This is a genomic window from Helicobacter pylori (assembly GCF_015904775.1).
Classification (GTDB): Bacteria; Campylobacterota; Campylobacteria; order Campylobacterales; family Helicobacteraceae; genus Helicobacter; species Helicobacter pylori_DM.
The window spans coordinates 1-23,081 of the sequence record NZ_JADZNC010000006.1 but is presented as its reverse complement, the minus strand read 5'-3'; the positions used below and the strand labels follow the sequence as shown (position 1 = coordinate 23,081).

Genomic DNA, 23,081 nt, shown 5'->3' with positions numbered 1-23,081 from the left:
CATTTTATTATTCTTAAGGATGTGTTTATAATGAGAATTAAGGCTTATTTTTTGCGTTTTATCGCGCTGGTTTTGATCGTTTTGTTAGGTTTTAGTGCTTGTAAAAATTCTCAAAAATCTCAAGATTCTCAAAACAATACCACCCAACAAGATAGCCCCAAAACCTACACCGCTATGGATTTGAATAACCAAGAATACACCATCACAGGAGATTTAGATTCTCTAAATATCAGCCCGGATTCTAACGCCCCTACCCTATTAGTTTTAAGCGCTTTAGATAATTTTTTAAAAGATTACACCCCCAGCTTTAACATCTTAAAAAAAACTTTTAAAGATCGTTTGAGGGTGCTTATTTTACTCAATAAACCCTATTCAAGCGATGAAATCAAAGACTTTAATACGCATTCTCAAGCTGATTTTATGATTTTAAACCCTAAAGATACCGCTCTTTTTGATCCTTTAAAGCATGACTCTTTAAACCATTCTTTTAACATGCTCTTATATCACAAACACCAATTGATCAAAATGTATCAGGGGATCGTGCCAATAGAAATGCTCCAATTTGATATTTCCAATTTAAAGGATTAAAAAACCATGTTTAATTTTTTCAAAAAAATTGTCAATAAAATTAAGGGTGAAGAGGTTAAAGAAGAGGCTAAAGAGAAAAAGCGCCAAAGCGTTCCTAAAGAGGAATTAGAAGAAATCTTGATTGGCTTTGACATTCAATACGATTTGATAGAGAGCTTGTTAAATCATTTAGGCGATTTAGTTACGCCCAAGCAATTAGAAGTCGCTTTGTTGCGTTTCGTGCGTGGGGAAAGCTATTATGATAAAACCCGCCTAAAAACCATCACCACAAAACCCTTAGTGCATTTAATCGTGGGGGTTAATGGGGCGGGCAAAACCACAACGATCGCCAAACTCGCCAAGCTCTCTTTAAAACAGCATAAAAAAGCGCTTTTAGGGGCAGGCGATACCTTTAGAGCGGCCGCGGTCAAACAGCTCCAGCTATGGGGCGAAAAGCTTAACATTCAAGTCATTAGCGCTAAAGAAGGGAGCGATCCAAGCTCTCTAGCTTATAACACCATAGAAAGCGCGATCGCTAAAAATATAGATGAAGTTTTTATAGACACCGCCGGGAGGTTACACAACCAGACCAACCTTAAAAACGAGCTTTCTAAAATCGCGCGCACCTGCTCTAAAGTTTTAAAAGACGCCCCCTTTTATAAATTCCTTATTTTAGACGGCACGCAAGGGAGTTCTGGGCTAACGCAAGCCAAAATTTTCCATGAGACTTTGGCGTTAGACGGCGTGATCATGACTAAGCTTGATGGCACTTCTAAAGGCGGAGCGATTTTAAGCGTGCTGTATGAGTTGAAATTACCCATTCTTTATTTAGGAATGGGCGAAAAAGAAGACGATTTGATCGCTTTTGATGAAGAACGCTTTATAGAAGACTTGGTTGATGCGGTGTTTGTGGAACAATAAAAAATACAACCATGCCAGGAACATGGAGTATAACATAAACAGTATGGTCAAGTAACTTTATGATGAGTTCAATGTTTTCTATAAGAGCGATGATAAAGCACCTTTTGAAAGATTTATTCGAAGAATTAAGATTAAAACATTGCAAAAATAATATAGAAGTTATTACCAATATAGTAAAATAGGAGTTTTAAACTCCTATAACCTTATTCTGAGCACCTATTAATTAATATTGTCGTTTTTAATGCCTAATTTATTATATATATCTTCTATTCTTACTTTTTTGATAAAATCACAATGTTTAGTAAGGCTACTTTCTATTTTTTGTTCGAGATCTTCAAAAAGGATAATTTCTGTTTGAATTCCATTTGTTCTAGCCAATTTTAAAGCCGGAGACATATCAGAGTCATATCCTATTAAAACTACTTTTTCTACAAAATGTTTTAAGGAAATTTCTAGCATGTCTATCCCAAGGAGCATATCTACTTGTTTTTGAACTTCTACATCACCACGCTTAACAAGTTTCCCAAGTCTCAAAGCAGTATGATTTAAACATTCTAGTGTTGACAAAAAATTCAGTATATCTTTCTTTTTAGAATGGCTATCTAGTGGTTTTGCTGTGTAAAAGAATATTCTATATAGATTTAACAAGTCTTTATCATGGTAACTGTCAAAAACACATAAATTACAAAAATCTACAACTTTCTGTGGATTATTGTTGTAATCAAAAAAGAGTTTTTTCTTTTTCCATGTTTTGTCAAAAACACCTATTCTCAAATTTTCAAAATCAACGAAAATTGCTGTTTTTTGTGTATGGTTCATAATTTTTATCCTTTTTATGTGGACAACTAGGGTTACAGGATTAAAGAAAGAATGCCCTAGTTGAGTAATATGCTGTCTATTATAATAAATTTTTTGTAAGAAGTCAAACTTATAGATTTTTTATGCTTCAATTAATTATTGCTTATAATCTATAGAACACATTGGTGAAATAGGGTTTGTTTTTATAGGGTATCAATAACCAAATTTAAAAAGTTATTAGCATTTTTTACAATCAATAGTAAAGAGCTTGATGCTAGTCAAGTGATAGCTCTAAAAAGCGGTCTTCTTGAATTAGGGGTTTTTAGTTGGGGGTTGTAGGGGGAATTATTTCAAAATACCCCTATCCCCTTAAGAGAATGAGTTTTATCATAAAATAGAATAACTAAAACCCCTTTTTTTAATAATAAGACTTTGAGTGTTCATATTTAATGAAAATAGAGCTATTTTTAGTCTATTCCGTAATAATAACCCTAAAGCTCTTATCCATATGGTTCGCTTCTTGTAAAGCGTTACAAATCTCTGCGTTTTTGGCATAAAACTCCTTCAGCGGGATATGGGAATAAAGCTTTTTGTGTGCTTCATCAACCCTGCAAATTAACGGACGCGATTCATAAATCTTGCACAGATTTGTTTCTAAATCCAAAAACTTGCACACCCCATTGCCAGCATCAAACTCAGTAAGCTCAATAATCCCGGCGATATTTTTACAGCAAAGCCCACAAGAGGTGCAAGGGAAACGATTAAGGGTTGTTTGCTTTTTGGATTCTTCCATTTTTTCCCAAAAGCGATCTAAAAAATTCAAATAATCTGCGTGCCAATCCAAATTTGATTTTAACTGAATCATAATGTTTAGTTTCTAGGCTACTCATCTCCCTTTGCATAAACTCTAGCTTACTTTGTGTAGCTTCATTGAGCTTTTGGTGTTCGTCCATGATAGGCACTTTCAAAAAAGCGCTCAAAGTCGAGAGCGTTGAAACGGTAACGCTGAGTTGATCTTTTTCTTTTTGATTGTAACGATAGGTATCATAGTTATGCTTTTTCATCGTGGCGATTGCCTCTTGAGAAAGCGAGAAAAACAGCGCATCAAACTTTGTGATTTGCCTAGTGAAAAGCTTTGCCATTTTCTCAACGGATCTGAGATCATCAATCATCACATCTACTTTTTTGACGGCTGCTTCAACTTGAGAGCAATAAGCCTTGGCGTTTTCTAGCTTTTCTTCCATGCCATCAGCTCTCACAGCCTCCAAAATAGCGAGTGCGGGTCCGGCTATAAGCCCTCCAAATACTGCCATGGCAGCAAGCCCTCCACCCATAATAGCACCAGTAGTAAAACTAGAAACACCTAAGCTACCATAGCCTATAAGCATTTTCTCTATAATACTCTCATCAGTCATACCATTGGTATTAAGTTGGCTAAATAAATTTTGTGCATTTGAGAGATCTTGCATGTCGGCAACTTTGACGACAAACTCACGACCTTTCAATTGATTGAACTCTTTCACAAAACTTGACATGCTATAACTTTGGACATGGGATTTCTTCTCACCCAATCTCATAAGAGCATTTTTACAATCAGACTCCACAGGTTCAGCCTTTTTAATTGCTTCCTCTTTTAAATCGTTGGCTTTTTTGATAACTATATTAATTTCATCAGCAGTGTCGCTTGCATCAATACTTTTTTTAAACCCATATCCTGCTGCCGCTAGGGATAGCCCCCCTAAAATAAATGGTAATGGCATGTTTTCTCCTTAAATGTTATTTTTGATATTCTCTAAAGATTTTAGATTTTCATTAATGCTTTTTTGAAGCTCAGCGTGCACGGTTTTCTTTTGTTCTCTTGGCAAATCGCTTGCATCAATCAGATCTTCATGGAGATAGGTAAAATGAAGCGTTTGATAAATATCAATCATTTCTTCAATAACGCTATCTTCAATCCCAAGCGTTCTAGCGGTTTGCATGAATTTCTCACGATCTCTTTGATTGAAAGAACCACCATTTTCCAATGACTCTATCATAGCGGTTATAGATGACTCTATCACAGTGGCTACAAATGACTTTATCACACTTCTCCTTTAAATTTCTGTTCTTCCACGGCTAGTTATGAAATCCCAACCCTCTTTGGAATTATCAAATAACGCCTTTTGGCCTAGTTTTTCTTGAATCTTATTATTGACTCCTATACCTAGATCTGCATCCCCTATATAACTTGCTCTCCAAAGCGCATCAAAATTCTGATTGAAAAACTTGGTGGTTTCATGAAAATGTTGCTCAAACACCTCCTTAAATTGATTTTGATACGCCTCTAACAGCTTGATGAGTTCATGGCATTCTCTTTCAATCTCAATACGCCTTTGGCGCGCCAATTTAGTCTCTTCACGAGCCTTTAGAAAAGCGTTAAAACAAGTTTCACTCAGAATCGCACCCACAAAGCCCCCAACCAGCACCCCAACCACAGGAATGGGGATCGCTAATTGACCAATGCTCCCCATAGCTATACCGCTTAAAAAAGTAATGTTTTCTCTCCCAAGTTTCTCCAAACACTCCACCCTATCAATCTCTCTACGCTTTCCACGAAAATAATCAATTAAAACCTTGCAATTTACCACACTACCCCCTACAATCATCGTAGGCACTGAACTATTACCAACGCTTTGGATGAATTTGTTAGGGTTATTTTGTATCATATCCCCTAACAACGAGCCCCCAAATGCAATACCATAACTATGCACCCCATTCTTTAAAGTAGTCTTAATGGTGCACTTGAACGCTTCTTTGTAGTCTTTTCCTTTTTTTTTGACATTCATAGATACTCTTTAATGAAACAAAAAAATTCAAGAATTCAAGCTCTAAAGCATGCATCCCTGCTTCATGAGAGCTTTGTAACGGAATATCTTGCATGTTTTCTAACATGAATTACCCTCTCTTTAGCGGTGTTAATAGGTGAGTTTTAAAAAAAGCGAGAGATTTTGGGGATTTTAAAAGGTTTAGGGTAGGCTTATAAACCCCCCCCCCCAGAAAAGCCGGAAATAAAAAAGCTAGGGATAAAAAACGCTAGAACTTTTTCCACAAGGCACTCCTTATTGTTTGATCCTAGCCACTATAACCAAAAATCCTAAACAAACCGCCTTATTTTTATAAAAAGATTTAAAATAATAAATATTTTCCCCTACCCCCCTGTGTAGTAAAACGCCCTTGTGGAAGTGTCGTTATTTTTATCATTCCACATGTTTTTTTCTGGTTTATTGATGACAGATTGTTTTAAAAGCCTTTTCATCATTTTTGTATCTTTATTTATGATCGCTTCTTTAGCGTCTATGGCGTCTTGATAGTATAAACATGGGCAAATCTTGCCATCAGAAGCCAAACGGATACGATTGCAAGATTGGCAAAAATCATCGCTATGCGGAGCGATAATGCCAAATTGATAGCCATTTTCTAGCGTGTAGATTTTAGAAGACCCTTGTTTGGGTTTTTCTGTCTCCATTATTTTGTATTTTTGAGCGATCAAATCTAAAATTTCTTCCTCTTTCAAGCCTTTAACCAAATCCTTAGCATGCGTATTTTCCATAAATTCAATGTAGCGGATTTGTATGCGCCTATTTTTTGCGTATTCTAAAAGATCTAAAATTTCATCATCATTAACGCCTTTCATCACAACCGTGTTTAATTTGAGTTTTAAACCCACTTTCAAGGACTCTTCAATCCCTTCTAGCGTGTTTTTAAGAGCGTTTTTTTGAGAGATTTTTAAAACCCTATCGCTTTTTAAAGAATCCAATGAAACATTCACCCGTGATAACCCGGCATTTTTTAAATCCTTAGCCATTTTTTTGAGTAAAAAACCATTAGTGCTTAAAACTAACGCCACTTCTTTATTGTAAGCGTGTAGTTTAGCGATAAACTCGTCTAAACCCTTGCGTAATAGCGGCTCCCCACCCGTGATTCTAATTTTTTTAACGCCCTCATCAATAGCGATTTTAAGAAATTCTAAAACATTATCCAAAGGCAATAATTCTTCATCATCAAAAAAATTTAATGGCGTAGCAGGCATGCAATACTGACACCTAAAATTGCATTGCTTGGTTACAGAAACCCTAATATAGTCAATAACCCTATTAAAACTATCTACTAACACTCCCTTTATCCCTTATGCCCTTTATTTAATCTTTTAGTGTAACATGATAAACAATGACTTAACAACATCAACATGGATAGATCTTTTGAAAAACCCTATCATTGATAACATTCCTTGCGTTTTATTAGCTGGGGGCAAAAGCTCTCGTTTTACCATCAATAACATTCAAATCAATAAGGCTCTCATGCCTTTTGAGTCGTATTCTAGCCTTTTAGAATACCAATACTCGCGCCTTTTAAAACTTTTCAAACAAGTCATTATCAGTGCTAAGAAATCGTATGAATTAAACGCTCCCTATCTTTTAGAAAGAGAAAGCGGTCTTTTTTCACCCCTTTTTGGCATTCATAACGCTTTTTTAACGTTGCAAACCCCTTATATTTTTTTTATCGCCATAGATACGCCTTTAGTGTCCTTTGAGAGCATCAAGGCTCTTTGTGAAATTAAAAACTTTAGCGTAGTCTATGCTAAAAGCCCCACAAAAGAACATTATTTGATTTCTTTGTGGCATCAAAGTATCCTTAACGCCCTTAATTACGCCCTTAAAACACAAAATTATCGCTTGAGCGATCTTATCAAAAACGCCTCTTCAACCGCTATCCATTTTGATAAAGAAGAAGAGTTTTTAAACCTAAACACCCTAAAAGACTATGAATTAGCCGTTCAAATTTTAAAAAAGAGGGCCAATGGCTGAAGAAGAAAAAACCGAACTCCCTAGCGCGAAAAAAATCCAAAAGGCCAGAGAAGAAGGCAATGTGCCTAAGAGCATGGAAGTGGTGGGGTTTTTAGGGTTATTGGCCGGGCTAATGAGTATTTTTGTTTTTTTTATATGGTGGGTGGATGGCTTTAGCGAAATGTATCGCCATGTGTTGAAAGATTTTTCCCTAGATTTCAGTAAAGAAAGCGTTCAAGAGCTGTTTAACCAGCTGGCTAAAGACACTTTTTTATTGCTTTTACCGATTTTAATCATTTTAATGGTAGTGGCGTTTTTATCCAATGTCTTGCAATTTGGCTGGCTCTTTGCCCCTAAAGTCATTGAGCCTAAATTTTCTAAAATCAACCCTATCAATGGCGTCAAAAACCTTTTTTCTTTAAAAAAGCTCCTTGATGGGAGTTTGATCACTTTAAAAGTTTTTTTAGCTTTTTTCCTAGGGTTTTTCATCTTTTCTTTATTTTTAGGGGAATTAAACCATGCGGCTCTTTTGAATTTGCAAGGCCAGTTGTTGTGGTTTAAAAGCAAGGCGTTATTACTCATTTCTTCGCTTTTATTTTTATTTTTTGTCTTGGCTTTTGTGGATTTAATCATCAAACGCCGCCAATACACTAACTCTTTAAAAATGACTAAACAAGAAGTTAAGGACGAATACAAACAGCAAGAAGGAAACCCAGAAATCAAAGCCAAAATCCGCCAGATGATGGTAAAAAACGCCACGAATAAAATGATGCAAGAAATCCCTAAAGCTAATGTTGTGGTTACTAACCCCACCCATTACGCCGTCGCTCTCAAATTTGATGAAGAACACCCTGTGCCTGTGGTGGTGGCTAAAGGCACGGACTATTTAGCCATTAGGATTAAGGGTATCGCCAGAGAGCATGATATAGAAATTATAGAAAATAAAACGCTCGCTAGAGAGCTTTATAGGGATGTGAAATTAAACGCTGCCATACCAGAAGAATTGTTTGAAGCGGTAGCGATTGTCTTCGCTCAAGTGGCCAAATTAGAACAAGAACGCCAAAAACAAAAGATCATCAAATCTCTTTAAGATTTTTGTAAAACCGCTTTTAAGCCCCAAAAAGACACTCAATCAAAGACACTCAAAAAACTTTAACAATCCCTACTTGAGCTTTAAATTTTATGCTCCAAACGCCTTAAAGTGTTATGCACATATTCTAAAAGCCACCCTAACAAGCCTAAAAAATAAAAACCCAACCGCATGCCGTAATATTCTTTAGTTTGAATGAACATGCTAGAGCATAGCACCACCACACAAAGCCCCACGATCAAAATAAGCGTGTTAGCGTATTCATACAACCCAAAAAGGCGTTTGTGATAGATTAAAACCAGTATCAATAAAATAAGAGCGAGTGTAAAAAGGGAAAAATCCACGCAATCAGACACGCTTAAAAATCTAAAACTCTGTAAAGAAGAAGCAAAAATCCACACGATGCAAATATTCATAGAGGGTAAGAAAGATTGCTTCATGCTAGCCCCTAAAAAACGCCACAATAAAGTCGCTAACAGTGCAAAGTAGAAAAGATAAAGCACGATTAAAGAATGTTTAACAGGAAAATTCCAAGCGTAGAAAGAAAGGCATAATATCCCTACGCAAGCGCATTTTTGGCGCGTGAGAGTGAAAGGCTTTAGAATAAGCACAAGCAGATAAATCAAAGAAACGCTTATTAGCCCCAAGTAATCTAATTTGACAATGAAATCATAAACATGGTTTTCAAACAAAAAAAACAATTGCGAAAAATCATCGCTGAAATGCGAAAACAACAAAGTTTCCACATTGAACAAAAACAACAAAAAAAACAATGAAGAAAAAACGACTTTATGCGTGTATATTTTTTGATAAAAATTCATCTACAACCTAATCATTGCCTAATCATTCTTGCTGAAGAAACTATCAATGCCATCAGCAATGCCCTTAGCCAAGATCTTTTGATACGGTTTGCTTTGGATGCGTTTAGATTCTATCGCATGGGAATTATAACCAATTTCTATTAAAATTGAAGGCATTAAAGCCCCGGCCAACACCCAAAAAGGCCCCTCCCTAACACCCCCATCCACCACATCAGGGTAATTTTTGCGGACACTTTGGAGCATGCCGTATTGCACATCAATCGCTAGTTTGTTGGAGACGATCAATCGCTGCGTGTTCAATGAATTTAAAAACAAACTTTTAGAAAAATAATCCATTAAATTCACATCGTCTTTATTTTCTTGCTCAGCCACTTTCCTAGCCCTTTCACTCCTTGCGGTGGATAAAAAATAAGTCTCTATGCCATGAGCGTTAGAAGTGGAATGCTTGGGAATGGAATTGGCATGCACTGAGATGAATAAATCCGCGCTTTTTTTATTGGCTAATTCCGTGCGAGCCACTAAATCAATATAAATATCCTTATCCCTTGTCAATAAAACGCTATAGCCTCTTTTTTTAAGCTCTTTATGTAAAAACTTCACCACTTCTAAAACAATGTCTTTTTCACACACCAAATTCGCGCTCATCGCCCCACAATCTTTCCCCCCATGCCCGGCGTCTAAAACGATCTTTTTGTGTTTTTTGCGCTTGGTTTTGATGAGAGTTTCATTTTTTTCTGCTATAAAGACTTGGTTCTTACTCTCATTTTCTGCTTCTTTTTTAGGGATTTCTTTTTTAGCGCTCCTTTCGTTCCATTGAGAATGCACATGTTTTGAATACGCATGCTTAGTTGGTGTTTTCTCTTTAATCTCTTTAGCCTCTTTTTTAATAGATTTAGGGGCAGGTTTTGGCGCTTGGTGTTTTAGCGTCCGGTGTTTGGGTGGTTTTGGCGCCTGGTGTTTTGGCACCATTTGATGCCTTGTTAAGGGCTTTTTCTCCACGATAGAAATATAGAGCTTGTTTTTAAGGATTTTAATCTCATAAGTCATCTTAGGAGCGTAGCCGATAACCACTCGCGCTAATTTAGGGCTGAATTGCGCGATCGTGATAAAAGATTGCTTGGAAAATTGGTAATGCTTTTTAGGAATGGTTAAAACGGCTTCTAATTCCAAATAACTCTTGAAATTTTTGAGCGAAACTTCTTTGAATTTTTTAACCTCTTGATTGAACAAGATTTTAACACTGCTAGAGCCAAAAGGCACAATGTTGGTAATTTTAAGGGTTGTAGCACAAGCAAAATGCAACCACAAAAGACATGCAACAACCCCTAACCTCACAAGCACTACAAATTAACCCTCTGTAAGCTCTTTAATCAATTCATGCACGCTGATAATCTTATCCACTCTATAGCCATTAGCCCCGGTAAAATAAAGCCCCTCTTCTCTGTTCCCTAAATAACTGCGCCCCAAACCATCAGCGATACAATAGCCCACCTTTTTAGCCTCTTCACCCCTGTTACAAGGCGCTACACAATTGCTCACGCATGCGATTTTGGGCGCGTTACCCTCTTCAATGCGTTTGATCACCCCAGTGTTAATAGCCCTAGCCGGATAGCCTACAGGCGATTTAATGAGTAAAATATCTTCTTTTTTGAGCGTGGGCAAAAGATCGGCATACGCTTTAGCGTCGCATTCTTTCGTGCCTAAAAAACGAGTCGCCATCTGCACCCCACTCGCTCCAAGACTTAACATGGTGTCTATATCTTTCCTGTCCCAAATCCCCCCAGCGGCGATGATAGGGATATTCCCCCATTCTTTAGAAGCTTCCACGACTTTAGGCACTAAGTTTTCTAATCGGAATTCTTCTTTGAAACAATCTTCGTATTTAAAGCCCTGATGCCCCCCACTCAAAGGCCCTTCCACAATAAACGCATCTGGGATTCTTTTATACCGATCGCTCCACCTTTTACAAAGGATTTTTAAAGCCTTCGCTGAAGAAATAATAGGGATGAGCGCCACATCGCTAAAACCCTTAGCGAATTCAGGCATGTTAGTGGGCAAACCAGCCCCTGTAATAATGATATTCGCTCCCGCTTCACAAGCATCCCTTAAAATACGGCCGTAGTCATTGCAAGCGTATAAAATATTCGCTCCTAAAGGCTTGTTCCCACAAATCTTCCTAGCGTTTGCAAAAATCTCATTCAACGCTTTTTTGGAGTAAAAATTCAAGACTTCAAAGGGTTTTTTAGCCACAATCCTTTCTACAAAACGCATGTTTTTATAATAACCAGTCCCTACGGCTGAAATCACTCCTAAAGCCCCTTCTTTGGCAACATTTCCAGCTAGTTCATCCCAGCTAATCCCCACACCCATTCCCCCTTGAAAGATAGGGAATTTTATGGTGTGCTTACCGATTTTTAGCGGTTTGAGTGTTGATACCATAGCTCTTTCCTTAATTAATATTTAATTTCATAAATCTTTTCTTACCAAGCTGTATAACATAATTTCCTTTAACAAAACGATAACTCTCATTTTTTACCACTTCTTGATTAATCTTTACCCCTCCCCCTTGAATATCACGCCTGGCTTGTGAAGTGGATGGGCAAAAGCCAATCTGTTTTAAAACATCTAAAATCCCCACCCCCTCATCAAAATCGCTCTCTAATAAAATTTCAGGCAAAAGGTTTGCGCTAAACACTTTAGAAAATTGCTCTTTAGCCTTGATGGCTTGATCATTATCGTAATAACGAGCCACGATTTCACCAGCGAGATCTTCTTTAACGGCTTTAGGGTGCAAGGTTTGATTTAAAATACCATGTTTTAAGTCTTCAATTTCTTCTAAAGTCTTAGCGCTCAAAAGGGTGTAGTATCGCCACATGAGATCATCGCTCACGCTCATGATCTTCCCAAACATCGCATTAGGCTCTTCAGTGATCCCCACATAATTCCCCAAGCTTTTACTCATTTTTTGCACCCCATCAAGCCCCTCTAATAAAGGCATGGTAATGATAGACTGCTCTTTATTCAAGCCATAAGCCCGTTGCAAAAAGCGCCCTACCAGCAAATTAAACTTTTGATCATTGCCCCCAAGCTCAATATCCGCATCCATCGCCACTGAATCATAGCCTTGCAATAAAGGGTATAAAAATTCCACGATGCTAATGGGGCGGTTTTCTTTATAACGTTTGGTAAAATCATCTCTTTCTAGCATTCTAGCGACTGAAAACTTTGCACACAATTCTATCATGCCCTTTGCACCTAAAGCATCCAACCAAGTGGAATTAAAGCACACTTCGGTGTGTTTTTCATCTAAAATTTTATAGATCTGCTCTTCATAAGTTTTAGCGTTTTCTAAGACTTGCTCCCGGTTTAAGGGTTTTCTGGTTTCATTTTTCCCTGTAGGATCGCCTATCATAGCGGTAAAATCCCCAATCAAAAACTTAACCCTAGCCCCATATTGCTGCAATAAAGCCAATTTTTGGATCAATACCGTATGCCCTAAATGCAAATCTGGAGCGGTAGGATCAAACCCGGCTTTAACGATAAAGCGTTCATTGGTTTCGTAATATTTTCTCACCAGCTTTTCAATATATTCTAATCCAATGATTTCATTAGCGCCTCTAGCGATCTCTTTTAAGGCGATAGCGATTTTTTGTTCCATGTTCATTCCTTAATTAGGGCTTATTATAATTCATAAGCATCATCCAGACTGGATAATTCTACAATCCTATCTTGATATTTGCGATTGATTAAGGCCCTGATCCAATCTGCCTTATCCGTAGCTATTTCAAAACTCACTTCACAATGGCTAGAATACTTGTCTTTATAGCCTAAGTAAGACACGCCCACAATATTGCATTCATTCCTGTTTAAAAAAGTTAACAAACCCGCTAAAACCGACTTTTTTTCGCCTAAATAAAACATCATTTTATAAATCGTTCGATCCCGCTTGTGCCATTCTATATAAACCATAGGCGCTTTAGCATCCACTTCCGCTATCGCTTTTTTGCAAAATTTATGGTGCGCAACCGCTTTTGGATCTTTCAAATCCGTTACAATCGCAATGATTTCATCGCCATATTTAGGGTAACAACAATCATTCAACAACACCTGTTTGATTTCTAAAGCGTTGCTTGAACAAACGCTAAAATGTTCTAATTCCTTACACTGCCACTGCCGGTTTGGGGTTAAAAAATTCAAAACATTGGTTTTAAAACCCAAATACCTCAAACCTCGAGTCCATAAACTCATCTCTTGGTATTCTAAAATCGCGTCTTCCTTTAAAGAAAACACCTTATTTTCAATTTCTTCAGTGAGTTTGGCCAAATTTTCAAAGCTTTTCATCGCTTCTGTTAAGGTGGTCTCCACCCCACAATCTGTTAATTTTTCTTCAAAGTTTTTATAATCTTTCAAATCCACGTCTTCAAAAACAGATCGCCCAAAAAAAGTCGCTAAGATATTGATCATGCTCTTAGTGTCAATTTCTTTCAAGCGGTTTCTTCTTTGGATGCGCAAATGGTTTTTAGCCTTAGAAGTTTTAAGCTGATCCATCCAAATGAAACGAGGTATTACTTTATCGCCTTTAATGATTTTAACCACATCTCCGCTTCTTAATTCTTGATTGAGTAAGGCTTTTTTACTATTGATATAAGCGTCCGTGGCTTTATCGCCCAAATCGCTATGCACCATGTAAGCGAAATCTAAAGCGATCGCTCCCACCGGTAAGGTGTAAGTGTCCCCATGAGGCGAAAAAACGACAATATCTTCACGATACAAATCGTTCTTAGCGAGTTCGTAAAATTCCTTAGGGTCGTTTTTTAGATCGCTGTCATGGTATTTAAAATTTTGCAACCACCGCATGCCCTCATGATGATCTTCATTGTCCACACCCCCAGCTTTATACTTCCAGTGGGCTGAATTACCATACTCCGCCCCCATATGCATATCAAAGGTGCGGATCTGCACTTCATAAACAGAAGATTCATCAAAAATGGTCGTGTGTATCGTCTTATAGCCATTTTCTTTGGGCAAAGCGATGTAATCTTTAAAACGAGAGACAATGGGTTTGAAATTCAAATGGATAATCCCTAAAACCTTATAGCAATCAATCGGGTTTTTCAATAAAATCCTAATGGCTAACAAGTCTAAAATTTCATCAATATTGACCGCACCTTTTCGTTGCATCTTAAGATAAATAGAATAAGGGCGCTTCACCCTTGTAACGAGTTTGAAATCTGAATGACTAAACCCGCTGTCAAAAAGTTTTTTTTCTAACTTGCTCGCAAAAGCGTTGAGTTTTAAGAGTAAAGACTGCTTGTTTTTGTGCAAATATTCCTTGATATTTTTATACTCTTCTGGATAAATATAATAAAAGCTCTTGTCTTCTAATTCATTTTTGATTGAAGACATGCCCAATCGGCTCGCTATCGGGGCATACACCGCTAGAGTTTCTTTAGAAATACGCACTTGCTTGTCATGAGGCAAGGCGTCTAAGGTGAGCATGTTGTGCAACCTATCGCTAATCTTTACCACTAAGGCTCTTGGATCTTGTATCGCGCTAATTAAAATCTTTCTGAAAGTGAGCGCTGAAACCACCATTCTGGGATCTTGAGAGCTCACTCCTAACTCTTCTTTCCTGATTTCAGTGATTTTAGTGAGTGCATCCACTAAATTAGCCACATCTTGCCCAAATCCTTGCTCAATCGTTTCAATTTTACAGGGCGTGTCTTCTACCACATCATGCAAAAGTGCAGCACACACCATCGCCTCATCGCCCCCACAAAACGCTACCAAGCTTGCCACACAAATAGGATGGACAATATAAGGCTCGCCGCTTTTTCTGTATTGCCCCTTGTGGCTTTTGGCCGCTAAATTTAGGGCGTTTTCAATTTTGGGCGTGGAATCAATTAAAGTCCTTAAAATTTCAATGCCACCCTTTGGGGTCGTAACTTTTTTAATAACATCAAGAATCCGTAAGAATCCGATATCAACGGATTTATCAATTTCGTTCATCTATCCTGTCTATATCAATTTTCCCTTCAGCGATTTCTCTAATGGCAATATCCACTAATTTATGACGCTTAGGGTCCATATTCACTAAAGTTTTGGCTCCGGCGTTTAATTGCTTCACCCGAGCGAAAACTAAATTATCTAGCATGTAGCGGTCGTTCCCAATATTTTTTAAGGCTTGAGCGACTAAACTCTCTGTTCTCTCTTTTTTCAAACTGATCCTTTTATTTTGAGCTCTATCCAATTTTAAAGGGCTTATTTTACCATAGAAAACACGCCTTGTTGGTGCTTAATCACTTGCAACAAATTCCCTTTTTTGAACATGTTACACACCACAATGGGGAGCTTATTGTCTTTAGCTAAAGAAATAGCGGTATCGTCCATCACTTCAATATCCCCTATCAAGGCATCGTTATAACTTAAAGTGTCTAATTTTTTAGCGTCTTTAAACTTGTTAGGATCTTTGTCATAAATGCCATCCACTTTAGTCGCTTTAATGATTAGATCCGATCCAATTTCAATCGCTCTTAAAGTGGCCGCCGTATCCGTAGTGAAAAACGGGTTCCCCGTGCCAGCGCCAAAAATCACCACCCTACCCTTTTCTAAATGCCTGATCGCTTTTCTGTAAATGTAACTTTCACAAATTTCTTTAATTTCAATCGCGCTCTGCACTCTTGTGTCTAAGCCGATATGCTCTAAAGCTTCTTGCATGGCCACCGCATTAATCACGGTGGCTAACATGCCCATATAATCCCCACTGGTGCGCCTGATAATCCCCCCTTGAGCCGCGCTAACCCCCCTAATGATATTGCCTCCACCAATCACAATACCCACTTCAATAGCGTTTTCCACTAAACTTTTGATCTCTTTAGCGATGTGATCTAACACATGAATGTCAATCCCAAACTGGTTGTCCCCAGCTAACGCTTCCCCAGAAAATTTCACCAAAACCCGTTTGTTTTTTATTTTTGCTTGCATGATCCCTTCTTAATTAATTAATAAAACTTTAATAAAACTTATGATTGTAACCTAATCTCGCTTAAAAACACCCAATTTTTAAGCCTCTGTTCTTGGCGAATAACTAAAAACGCTTGGGTTTTTGAATGCGTTTGAATAACAATTCACGATAGAACGCTTTAAGGCCTGATTGTTCTTTTTTGCCTAAAGTGTAGTAAATTTTTTGCAAGTAATGCAGAATATCTTGGCGTTTCAAGTTGGTTTTTAAAGCGGCTTCTTTAAGGATGTAGTAAGGGATTTTTGTTTTTTGATGTTTGAAAGCTAAAGACAAGCGCTTGTAAAAATCCTTGTTTTGGTAATAACACAAACGCCCAAAAACAAACGGCAAGCGTTTTTTTTCATACCAAAGAGCGGCTAAATCTATAAAATCTTTTTTAGGGTTGGAATAGTAAAATTGCAGCGCTTTATTGCCGATTAACACTTCGCCCTTTAATCCTAGCGCTTGAGAGAGGGCGTTTGAAGAGGCGCTTTCTTTATCAAAAGCGTTTTTTGTATCCACAACCAGCACGCTTAAAACTTCCTTATAAGCGACAATGCCTAGAGAATAAGGATAAAGAGCGAATGAATGGCCGGCGATAGAAGAAATAAACCCCGCATCAATGCGCCTGAATAAAAAACTCTCATTGAGTTTGGAGGGGTAGGTTTTTTTAAGCCGTAAGAATTGTTTGAAATAACAAGGGGTGGGGTAGGATTTGATAAACACATCAAAAGGGAGCATGTTCAAATAATCAATTTTACCAAAACGCACTTAAAATCCTTTTTTGCATCGCATGGTAGCTAAAGTTTCTTACAACTTAACTAAAAGTAAAAAGAGTTTTGTTATCATGGGGCAAATGATTATGGCATTAGCCAATAATGCTATTAAAAAGGAGAAATGATGAAAGATTTTTTAGAAGATTATAAAAAAAGCGTTTTAGAACGAGAAAGTGAGAATATTCCGCCACTCCCTTTAAACGCTAAACAAGTTCAAGCCGTCGTTGAGATTTTAACAAAAGATCCCACAAACGCCGCTTTCGCTAAAGAGTTACTCATTCATAGGGTAAGCCCTGGGGTTGATGAGGGGGCGAAAGTCAAAGCGGAATTTTTAGCCCAATTGTCTCAAAAAAAACTAGAATGCACGCACATTAGCGCTTTAGAAGCGACCACTCTTTTAGGCACGATGCTTGGGGGGTATAATGTAGAGCCTTTGATTATGGGATTAGAAAGTCAAGATAAAAACATCGCTAAAGAGAGTGCGAAAGCTCTAAAAACCACCCTTTTAGTCTATGGATCGTTTGATAAAATCGCTGCAATGAGTAAAACTAACGCTCTGGCTAAAGAAGTGTTAGAGTCTTGGGCGAACGCCGAATGGTTTTTGAATAAAGAGCCTTTGAGTGAATGCATTGAAGCGTGCGTGTTTAAGATTGATGGCGAAACCAATACCGATGATTTAAGCCCGGCGAGCGACGCTTTCACACGAAGCGATATTCCTTTACACGCCAAAGCCATGCTAAAAAACCGGATTGAAAATTACGAACAACGCATCAAAGCCATTAAAGCTAAAGGCGTTCCTGTGGCGTATGTGGGTGATGTGGTTGGCACAGGAAGCTCTAGAAAAAGCGCAACAAACTCTATCATGTGGCATTTTGGTAAGAACATTCCTTTTGTGCCTAATAAAAGGAGTGGAGGCATTGTGATTGGGGGGGTGATCGCTCCGATTTTCTTTGCGACTTGTGAAGATAGCGGGGCGTTACCCATTGTGGCTGATGTTAAGGATCTAAAAGAGGGCGATTTGATTAAAATCTATCCTTATAAAGGCGAAATCACGCTAAACGATAAGGTAGTTAGCACCTTTAAGCTAGAGCCTGAAACCTTATTAGATGAAGTTAGGGCTTCTGGGCGTATCCCTTTAATCATCGGTAGGGGTTTGACCAATAAAGCGCGTAAATTCTTGGGGCTAGGCGAATCGGAAGCGTTTAAAAAGCCATCCGCTCCTAAAAGCGACGCTAAAGGCTACACTTTAGCCCAAAAAATTGTAGGCCATGCTTGTGGGGTAAAAGGGATCTTACCTGGCGCTTATTGTGAGCCAAAGGTTACCACTGTAGGCAGTCAAGACACCACAGGGGCGATGACTAGAGATGAGGTTAAAGAATTAGCGAGTTTGAAATTTGATGCGCCTTTTGTGTTGCAGAGTTTTTGCCATACCGCCGCTTACCCAAAACCTAGCGATGTGAGTTTGCATGCAACCTTGCCTAGCTTCATCACTCAAAGAGGCGGTGTGGCGTTGCATCCGGGCGATGGCGTGATCCATACATGGCTGAATCGCATGGGATTGCCTGACACTTTAGGCACAGGGGGGGATAGCCACACCCGTTTCCCTTTAGGCATCAGTTTCCCAGCAGGGAGCGGGCTAGTCGCTTTTGCAGCGGTTACAGGCACGATGCCATTGAACATGCCAGAATCCGTGTTAGTGCGTTTTAAAGGGGAAATGAATCCTGGGATCACCTTAAGGGATTTAGTGAATGCGATCCCTTATTATGCGATTAAAAAAGGGTTACTCACGGTGGAGAAAAAGGGTAAAATCAATGTCTTTAACGGGCGTATTTTAGAGATTGAAGGCTTGCCTGATATTAAAATGGAGCAGGCTTTTGAATTAAGCGATGCGAGCGCAGAAAGGAGCGCAGCAGCTTGCGTGGTGCGTTTGAATAAAGAACCGATGATTGAATACTTGAAATCCAATATCAAGCTCATTGATGAGATGATTGCGAGCGGTTATGAAGATAAAGAGACTTTGAAAAAACGCAGAGATGCGATGCAAGCTTGGGTGGATAATCCGGTTCTGTTAGAGCCAGATAGTAACGCCCAATACGCCGCTGTCATTGAAATTGATGTGGCAGAAATCACGGAGCCTATTTTGGCTTGCCCTAATGACCCTGATGATGTCGCTACTTTGAGCGAAGTTTTAGCGGATACGACCGGCAAAAGACCCCACGCTATTGATGAAGTGTTTATTGGATCTTGCATGACGAATATCGGGCATTTTAGAGCCTTTGGTGAAATCGTTAAAAACGCTCCTCCCAGTCAAGCACGCCTTTGGGTAGTGCCACCCAGTAAAATGGACGAACAAGAGCTTATTAATGAGGGCTATTATGCGATTTTTGGGGCTGCCGGGGCAAGGACTGAAGTTCCAGGCTGTAGCTTGTGCATGGGCAATCAAGCGAGGGTTAGAGATAATGCGGTTGTCTTTTCCACTTCCACACGGAATTTTGATAATCGTATGGGTAGAGGGGCTAAAGTGTATTTAGGCAGTGCGGAGCTTGGGGCGGCGTGTGCTTTACTAGGGAGAATCCCCACTAAAGAAGAATACATGAATTTAGTGAGTGAAAAGCTAGAGAGCCAAAAAGACAAGATCTATCGCTACATGAACTTTAACTTAATGGAGAATTTCAGGCTCTAGTTTTGTTTCCATTAAAAGGGGTGATCCCTTTTATTTGGCTATGGCTGAGTGTTGGAAGAGGATAAAAAAGGAGAGTGGCGATGAAAAAAATCGTTGTGAGTTGGTGTGCAGCGTTGGCTTTTTTAAGCGCGGATCCAGTGCAAGCCAATAAAACGATCAGTAATGCGGATTTGATTAAAGAAATAAGGGATTTAAAAAAAGTCATCAGCGCGCAAAACACTGAGATTAACCAATTAAGAAAGGTGCAAGAAGTGTTGTCTGGGCAATTAGGGGATATGCGTAAGGATATATTAAGCACTAGGGATTATTGCATTAGCTTAAGGCCTTATATCTATAATTGGCGCTAGGGGATCATCAAAGCATGAGAGCATGCGCCATTTGTTCCTTTGATGCAATCCTTTAATGGTTGAAAATTAAAGTTGGTGGGGGTTTGGTTCTCGCTTTGTGCCCTTATAATGGGGATTTTATAGAGTTTGAGTGTTTAAAAGTGCGTTTAATCCCACACGCCTTGAAAAAAGTTCTCTCAAGTTTTGTAGGGGTAAAATCAGTCCCCTTGTTAGGGTTAATTATTCTATAATAATAAAATTTTAGGAAATTCAGTTTAAAGATATTAAAAAATGCCATACGCCTTAAGAAAAAGATTTTTCAAACGCCTTGCGCTGATTGTTTCCACTTTTTGCACGATAAGTTTGAGTGCTAAAAGCTATCTGTTTTCCCCTTTGCCTCCAGCGTACCAACAAATCATTAAGACAGAGCCTTGCTCTTTGGAATGCTTGAAAGACTTGATGCTGCAAAATCAAATCTTTTCTTTTGTTTCTCAATACGATGACAACAACCAAGATGAGAGCCTTAAAACTTATTACAAGGACATCTTAAACAAACTCAACCCCGCATTCATCGCTTCTCAAAACCCAGCTAAAGAAAGCTATGAGCCTAAGATTGAATTAGCGGTTTTATTGCCTAAAAAGGTCGTGGGGCGTTATGCGATTTCGGTGATGAACACCCTTTTAGCGTATTTGAACACCAGAAACAACGATTTCAATATCCAAGTCTTTGACAGCGATGAAGAAAGCCCTGAAAAATTAGAGCAAACCTATAAAGAAATTGAAAAAGAAAAATTCCCTTTTGTGATAGCCTTATTGACTAAAGAGGGCGTGGAAAATTTGCTCCAAAACACCACCATCAGCACCCCTACTTATGTGCCTACGGTGAATAAAACGCAATTAGCAAATCATACCGAGCCTTCTTTAAGCGAGCGCTTGTATTTTGGGGGGATTGACTATAAAGAGCAATTAGGCATGCTCACAACTTTCATTAACCCTAATTCGCCCGTGATTGAATACGATGACGATGGCTTAATAGGCGAACGCTTGAGGCAAATCACGGAGTCTTTAAACATTGAAGTCAAACACCAAGAAAATATCTCTTACAAGCAAGCCACGAGCTTTTCTAAAAATTTTAGAAAAAACGATGCGTTTTTTAAAAATTCTATCTTGATTTTAAACACCCCCACCACTAAAAGCGGCCTGATCCTTTCTCAAATAGGGCTTTTAGAATACAAGCCCTTTAAAATCCTTTCCACACAAATCAATTTCAACCCCTCTCTACTCTTACTCACCCAGCCTAAAGACAGAAAGAATTTATTCATTGTCAATGCCTTGCAAAACAGCGATGAAACGCTTATAGAATACGCCTCCTTATTGGAGAGCGATTTAAGGCATGATTGGGTGAATTATTCCAGCACAATCGGGCTAGAGGTGTTTTTAAACACACTGGATCCGCATTTTAAAAAGTCTTTTCAAGAGAGTTTAGAAGACAATCAAGTCCGTTACCACAATCAAATTTATCAGGCTTTAGGGTATTCTTTTGAGCCGATAAAAAATGAAAGCGGAACAAAAAAAGAATAATATTGAGATAATTATTTGAATACTTTTATTTTTAATGGGTTTTTAATAAAATTGGAATATGATACGAGCGAAAATTAAACAAGGGTTATTCTGTGTTAAAATTTCAAAAATTATCTCTATTGTTTGTTTCCATTCTTTACAATCAAAGCCCTTTATTGGCTTTTGATTATAAGTTTAGCGGGGTAGCGGAATCTTTTTCTAAAGTGGGGTTTAACCATTCCAAACTCAATTCCAAAGAAGGGATTTTCCCTACAGCCACTTTTGTAACCGCCACGATCAAGCTTCAAGTGGATTCCAATCTGCTCCCTAAAAACATAGAAAAACACAGCTTAAAAATAGGCGTTGGCGGGATTTTAGGAGCGCTCGCTTATGATTCCACCAAAACGCTCATAGACCAAGCCACGCACCAAGTCTATGGCTCAGAACTTTTTTACTTCATAGGGCGTTGGTGGGGGTATTTAGGCAACGCTCCTTGGAAAGACTCCCGTATAGAATCTGACGCTCACACCCGTAATTATGTGCTGTATAATTCCTATTTGTTTTATTCTTACGGCGATAAATTCCACATCAAACTGGGGCGTTACCTTTCTAACATGGATTTTATGAGCGGTTATACGCAAGGCTTTGAAGTGGATTATCAAATCCATTCTAAAGTAGCGTTAAAATGGTTCAGCTCTTTTGGGAGGGCTTTAGCTGCGGGGCAATGGATACGAGATTGGTATGCCCCTATTGTTACTGAAGACGGCAGAAAAGATGTTGATGATGGCATCCATGCGGTGCAACTCTATTTTTCTAGCAAACATGTTAAAGCCACGCCCTTTTTTTATTTTTCACCTAAGACTTACGAAGCACCCGGGATTAAAATCCATATTGATAGCAACCCGAAATTTAGGGGTTTAGGGTTGCGATCTCAAACCCTTATCAATGTGATTTTCCCCGTTTATGCTAAAGATTTATACGATGTGTATTGGCGTAACTCTAAGATTGGCGAGTGGGGTTCATCGCTTTTAATCCACCAACGCTTTGACTACAACGAGTTTAACTTTGGCTTTGGTTATTACCAAAATTTTGGCAACGCTAACGCAAGGATTGGCTGGTATGGTAACCCGATCCCTTTTGACATAAGAAGTAACAGCATTTATGGTTTGGTTTTTAGTAACGCTGTTACCGCAGACTCTGTTAGCGGATATGTCTTTGGTGGGGGGGTGTATAGAGGGTTTTTATGGGGTATTTTAGGCAGATACACTTACGCCACCAGAGCGAGCGAGAGATCCATTAACTTGAACTTGGGCTATAAATGGGGTTCTTTTGCTAGCGTTGATGTGAATTTACAATACTATGCGGTGAGCATGCACACTGGCTATAAGGTTAATGATCTCACTAGCCCTTTTGATAAAGCCTTTAAAGCGAACACACAAGACAGGAGCAACCTTATAGTTAGCGTGAAATTCTTTTTTTAAACCCTATTAGTTAGGCTTGGTAGAATTGAGCCATTGTTTTTGGAACTTACGCCACCAGAGCGAGCGAAAGATCCATTAACTTGCACTTGGGCTATAAATGGGGTTCTTTTGCTAGCGTTGATGTGAATTTACAATACTATGCGGTGAGCATGCACAACGGCTATAAGGTTAATGATCTCACTAGCCCTTTTGATAAAGCCTTTAAAGCGAACACACAAGACAGGAGCAACCTTAT

General features: G+C 38.6%; 23 protein-coding genes. 9 read left to right on the top strand and 14 right to left on the bottom strand.

Translation table 11 applies throughout. From position 1 onward, the window contains the following. Nucleotides 1-30: 30 nt before the first annotated feature. Nucleotides 31-588 (top strand): hypothetical protein, encoded by a 558-nt coding sequence (locus tag I6852_RS04575; protein WP_197291270.1) that lies wholly within the window; start codon nt 31-33, stop codon nt 586-588. A gap of 6 nt (nt 589-594) precedes the next feature. Next, nucleotides 595-1,488 (top strand): signal recognition particle-docking protein FtsY, encoded by an 894-nt coding sequence (gene ftsY / locus I6852_RS04570; RefSeq protein ID WP_000481609.1) that lies wholly within the window; start codon nt 595-597, stop codon nt 1,486-1,488. A gap of 219 nt (nt 1,489-1,707) precedes the next feature. Here ftsY and I6852_RS04565 read toward each other — a convergent pair whose 3' ends face one another. The 6 genes from I6852_RS04565 to moaA all read right to left on the bottom strand — a co-directional run bounded on the left by I6852_RS04565 (nt 1,708) and on the right by moaA (nt 6,439). After that, nucleotides 1,708-2,307 carry an NYN domain-containing protein gene (locus tag I6852_RS04565; protein ID WP_108253453.1) on the bottom strand — a complete coding sequence of 200 codons (600 nt, stop codon included), beginning with the start codon at nt 2,305-2,307 and terminating at the stop codon, nt 1,708-1,710. Between the two features lie 451 nt (nt 2,308-2,758). Next, the gene (locus I6852_RS04560) at nt 2,759-3,079 is read right to left on the bottom strand and encodes a YkgJ family cysteine cluster protein (protein WP_197291271.1); all 321 of its coding nucleotides are present in this window, start codon (nt 3,077-3,079) and stop codon (nt 2,759-2,761) included. Further along, complete coding sequence (locus tag I6852_RS04555) at nt 3,048-4,046, bottom strand: sortase (protein ID WP_197291272.1); 999 nt, start codon at nt 4,044-4,046, stop codon at nt 3,048-3,050. The genes I6852_RS04560 and I6852_RS04555 overlap by 32 nt, the downstream gene beginning before the upstream one ends. A 9-nt stretch (nt 4,047-4,055) precedes the next feature. Beyond that, a complete protein-coding gene (locus I6852_RS04550; RefSeq protein ID WP_197291356.1) occupies nt 4,056-4,322 on the bottom strand; it encodes a hypothetical protein in 267 nt (88 codons plus the stop codon). A 57-nt stretch (nt 4,323-4,379) separates the two neighbouring features. After that, a complete protein-coding gene (locus I6852_RS04545; RefSeq protein WP_231626124.1) occupies nt 4,380-5,111 on the bottom strand; it encodes a hypothetical protein in 732 nt (243 codons plus the stop codon). A gap of 362 nt (nt 5,112-5,473) precedes the next feature. After that, a complete protein-coding gene (gene moaA / locus I6852_RS04540; protein WP_197291273.1) occupies nt 5,474-6,439 on the bottom strand; it encodes a GTP 3',8-cyclase MoaA in 966 nt (321 codons plus the stop codon). A gap of 85 nt (nt 6,440-6,524) precedes the next feature. Here moaA and mobA point away from each other — a divergent pair, with 85 nt between their 5' ends. Both mobA and flhB read left to right on the top strand, forming a co-directional pair. Further along, complete coding sequence (mobA, locus tag I6852_RS04535) at nt 6,525-7,130, top strand: molybdenum cofactor guanylyltransferase MobA (RefSeq protein ID WP_197291357.1); 606 nt, start codon at nt 6,525-6,527, stop codon at nt 7,128-7,130. After that, a complete protein-coding gene (flhB, locus tag I6852_RS04530; protein ID WP_197291274.1) occupies nt 7,123-8,199 on the top strand; it encodes a flagellar biosynthesis protein FlhB in 1,077 nt (358 codons plus the stop codon). Before mobA ends, flhB begins: the two co-directional genes overlap by 8 nt. Before the next feature lie 83 nt (nt 8,200-8,282). Here the strand turns inward: flhB and I6852_RS04525 are convergent, their stop codons facing one another. From I6852_RS04525 to I6852_RS04490, 8 genes are all read right to left on the bottom strand, one after another. Next, on the bottom strand, nt 8,283-9,020 hold the full coding sequence (locus I6852_RS04525; RefSeq protein ID WP_197291275.1) for a hypothetical protein: 738 nt from the start codon (nt 9,018-9,020) through the stop codon (nt 8,283-8,285). 18 nt (nt 9,021-9,038) lie between these two features. Continuing rightward, the gene (locus I6852_RS04520; RefSeq protein WP_197291276.1) at nt 9,039-10,361 is read right to left on the bottom strand and encodes an N-acetylmuramoyl-L-alanine amidase family protein; all 1,323 of its coding nucleotides are present in this window, start codon (nt 10,359-10,361) and stop codon (nt 9,039-9,041) included. A gap of 6 nt (nt 10,362-10,367) precedes the next feature. Beyond that, entirely contained in the window at nt 10,368-11,459 is a 1,092-nt protein-coding gene (fabX, locus tag I6852_RS04515; RefSeq protein WP_197291277.1) for a decanoate oxidase/trans-2-decenoyl-[acyl-carrier protein] isomerase FabX, read from the bottom strand. 10 nt (nt 11,460-11,469) lie between these two features. After that, nucleotides 11,470-12,678, bottom strand: a complete 1,209-nt coding sequence (tyrS, locus tag I6852_RS04510; protein ID WP_197291278.1) for a tyrosine--tRNA ligase — start codon at nt 12,676-12,678, stop codon at nt 11,470-11,472. A gap of 23 nt (nt 12,679-12,701) precedes the next feature. Beyond that, nucleotides 12,702-15,029 (bottom strand): RelA/SpoT family protein, encoded by a 2,328-nt coding sequence (locus I6852_RS04505; RefSeq protein WP_197291279.1) that lies wholly within the window; start codon nt 15,027-15,029, stop codon nt 12,702-12,704. Beyond that, the gene (locus tag I6852_RS04500) at nt 15,016-15,240 is read right to left on the bottom strand and encodes a DNA-directed RNA polymerase subunit omega (RefSeq protein ID WP_000712202.1); all 225 of its coding nucleotides are present in this window, start codon (nt 15,238-15,240) and stop codon (nt 15,016-15,018) included. Before I6852_RS04500 ends, I6852_RS04505 begins: the two co-directional genes overlap by 14 nt. A gap of 41 nt (nt 15,241-15,281) precedes the next feature. Continuing rightward, nucleotides 15,282-16,004 carry a UMP kinase gene (gene pyrH, locus I6852_RS04495; RefSeq protein WP_001148049.1) on the bottom strand — a complete coding sequence of 241 codons (723 nt, stop codon included), beginning with the start codon at nt 16,002-16,004 and terminating at the stop codon, nt 15,282-15,284. Nucleotides 16,005-16,107: 103 nt separating this feature from the next. Beyond that, on the bottom strand, nt 16,108-16,791 hold the full coding sequence (locus I6852_RS04490) for an MqnA/MqnD/SBP family protein (RefSeq protein ID WP_001210683.1): 684 nt from the start codon (nt 16,789-16,791) through the stop codon (nt 16,108-16,110). Nucleotides 16,792-16,920: 129 nt separating this feature from the next. On the opposite strand from I6852_RS04490, the gene acnB reads away from it, so the two are divergent. The 5 genes from acnB to I6852_RS04465 form a co-directional block, all read left to right on the top strand. Then, nucleotides 16,921-19,479 carry a bifunctional aconitate hydratase 2/2-methylisocitrate dehydratase gene (acnB, locus tag I6852_RS04485; RefSeq protein ID WP_197291280.1) on the top strand — a complete coding sequence of 853 codons (2,559 nt, stop codon included), beginning with the start codon at nt 16,921-16,923 and terminating at the stop codon, nt 19,477-19,479. Nucleotides 19,480-19,559: 80 nt separating this feature from the next. Next, on the top strand, nt 19,560-19,826 hold the full coding sequence (locus tag I6852_RS04480) for a hypothetical protein (RefSeq protein WP_156548915.1): 267 nt from the start codon (nt 19,560-19,562) through the stop codon (nt 19,824-19,826). 270 nt (nt 19,827-20,096) lie between these two features. Further along, nucleotides 20,097-21,386 carry an IS701 family transposase gene (locus tag I6852_RS04475; protein ID WP_197291281.1) on the top strand — a complete coding sequence of 430 codons (1,290 nt, stop codon included), beginning with the start codon at nt 20,097-20,099 and terminating at the stop codon, nt 21,384-21,386. A gap of 92 nt (nt 21,387-21,478) precedes the next feature. Beyond that, a complete protein-coding gene (gene hofE, locus I6852_RS04470) occupies nt 21,479-22,846 on the top strand; it encodes an outer membrane beta-barrel protein HofE (RefSeq protein ID WP_197291282.1) in 1,368 nt (455 codons plus the stop codon). A 32-nt stretch (nt 22,847-22,878) separates the two neighbouring features. After that, on the top strand, nt 22,879-23,081 hold a 203-nt coding region (locus tag I6852_RS04465; protein ID WP_414735871.1), incomplete at its 3' end, for an outer membrane family protein.

Bases quoted from the DNA above. Each gene is read 5' to 3' on its own strand.
- I6852_RS04555 (WP_197291272.1), bottom strand. From the start codon at position 4,046: ATGCCATTACCATTTATTTTAGGGGGGCTATCCCTAGCGGCAGCAGGA.
- I6852_RS04480 (WP_156548915.1), top strand. From the start codon at position 19,560: ATGAAAAAAATCGTTGTGAGTTGGTGTGCAGCGTTGGCTTTTTTAAGC.
- fabX (WP_197291277.1), bottom strand. From the start codon at position 11,459: ATGGTATCAACACTCAAACCGCTAAAAATCGGTAAGCACACCATAAAA.
- I6852_RS04575 (WP_197291270.1), top strand. From the start codon at position 31: ATGAGAATTAAGGCTTATTTTTTGCGTTTTATCGCGCTGGTTTTGATC.
- I6852_RS04560 (WP_197291271.1), bottom strand. From the start codon at position 3,079: ATGGAAGAATCCAAAAAGCAAACAACCCTTAATCGTTTCCCTTGCACC.
- I6852_RS04565 (WP_108253453.1), bottom strand. From the start codon at position 2,307: ATGAACCATACACAAAAAACAGCAATTTTCGTTGATTTTGAAAATTTG.
- ftsY (WP_000481609.1), top strand. From the start codon at position 595: ATGTTTAATTTTTTCAAAAAAATTGTCAATAAAATTAAGGGTGAAGAG.
- I6852_RS04475 (WP_197291281.1), top strand. From the start codon at position 20,097: ATGCCATACGCCTTAAGAAAAAGATTTTTCAAACGCCTTGCGCTGATT.
- acnB (WP_197291280.1), top strand. From the start codon at position 16,921: ATGAAAGATTTTTTAGAAGATTATAAAAAAAGCGTTTTAGAACGAGAA.
- tyrS (WP_197291278.1), bottom strand. From the start codon at position 12,678: ATGGAACAAAAAATCGCTATCGCCTTAAAAGAGATCGCTAGAGGCGCT.
- flhB (WP_197291274.1), top strand. From the start codon at position 7,123: ATGGCTGAAGAAGAAAAAACCGAACTCCCTAGCGCGAAAAAAATCCAA.
- I6852_RS04505 (WP_197291279.1), bottom strand. From the start codon at position 15,029: ATGAACGAAATTGATAAATCCGTTGATATCGGATTCTTACGGATTCTT.
- I6852_RS04545 (WP_231626124.1), bottom strand. From the start codon at position 5,111: ATGAATGTCAAAAAAAAAGGAAAAGACTACAAAGAAGCGTTCAAGTGC.
- I6852_RS04550 (WP_197291356.1), bottom strand. From the start codon at position 4,322: ATGATAGAGTCATTGGAAAATGGTGGTTCTTTCAATCAAAGAGATCGT.
- pyrH (WP_001148049.1), bottom strand. From the start codon at position 16,004: ATGCAAGCAAAAATAAAAAACAAACGGGTTTTGGTGAAATTTTCTGGG.
- I6852_RS04525 (WP_197291275.1), bottom strand. From the start codon at position 9,020: ATGAATTTTTATCAAAAAATATACACGCATAAAGTCGTTTTTTCTTCA.